The organism is Vibrio sp. Vb1574 (genome assembly GCF_033338675.1).
In genome coordinates this window covers 1-1,005 of record NZ_JAWOTC010000505.1, presented here as the reverse complement: position 1 = coordinate 1,005, position 1,005 = coordinate 1, and the positions used below count along the sequence as shown (strand labels likewise).

At 44.5% G+C, this 1,005-nt stretch carries 1 protein-coding gene and 1 pseudogene; both read right to left on the bottom strand.

The features are described from left to right. Positions 1 to 259 (bottom strand): LysR family transcriptional regulator (locus R7O12_RS27205; protein ID WP_318127162.1); only part of this gene is annotated, 259 nt, incomplete at its 3' end. Positions 260 to 352: 93 nt separating this feature from the next. Continuing rightward, positions 353 to 1,005: pseudogene (locus R7O12_RS27200) on the bottom strand (arylsulfatase); the annotation flags it as partial.

Here is a 1,005-nt window from a genome sequence, read left to right as displayed (position 1 = left end):
CAGGTTGGGTGATCACGCTATCGATTACACTCAGCGCTTGTTGCAGTTGAGGCAGCCATTTCTGGGCCGTGCTGGTTAGCTCAATATTTCGCCCTCGCTTCGTAAATAACTTTGTGTTTGTTGTGCGCTCTAGTCGTTTAATGGAAGCACTTATCGCTGGCTGAGTTACACCTAATTTATCCGCCGCTTTCGTATAAGAAAGGCACTCGGTCACCACAATAAATGTATTGATTAAGTTTAGGTCAATGGCTTTGGACATCTTGAACTCGAGTAATGAATTGTTGGGGAAATCAACGGGAGTGCGAAGTGACTCCTGAGCCACTATTAACATAATGACTCAGGAGATTTATCGCTATTGAACGATAGAGGTTGTGACTTGTTCAATTTTTTGATTGAACTCGAATGGTGCTTGGTAGTCTTTACTCACCGCGCCACCTTCATCTTCACCAATACCCACGCCATCGTCGAGCGAGAACAAGCGGCTGTTTGTGTTAGGGATAAGTTTCTTCTCAACAAGCTTATCGTTCACGTAGAGATAAACGTTACCGCCTTTACCTCTGCCAGCTGCGTTACCTTTACCACCTTGGCCGTTCTCGTCGTAACGGAATGCCACTTTAATCTCGTTCTTGCCTTCTTTTAGTTTAGAACCAGAGACTTTAGTGTACTCGTAGGTTAACCAGTTATATTCGAAGGTTGGGACGCCGTTTTTCACATATAGCGTCCAACCACCGAAGTTACCGCCTTGCGCGATAATCACACCGTTAGTCTTTGACGCATTGTCTGTTGAAATGTCCGCAATAATATCAAACGATTTATTTTTGATATTTAAGAAGGAGTTTTCAGGGATGCCTCTTGCGCCTTCATAAAGCGTTAGGCTCTTCTTACCAAACAGAGCATCAGGTCGGCCCGCAATTTCTGCGTTCACACGTTCCATTGTGCGATCATCGATAGGGTAGACATGGTTTTTCTCTGCTTCTTTATCGAATAGCTTCTTCAGCTCCTCAA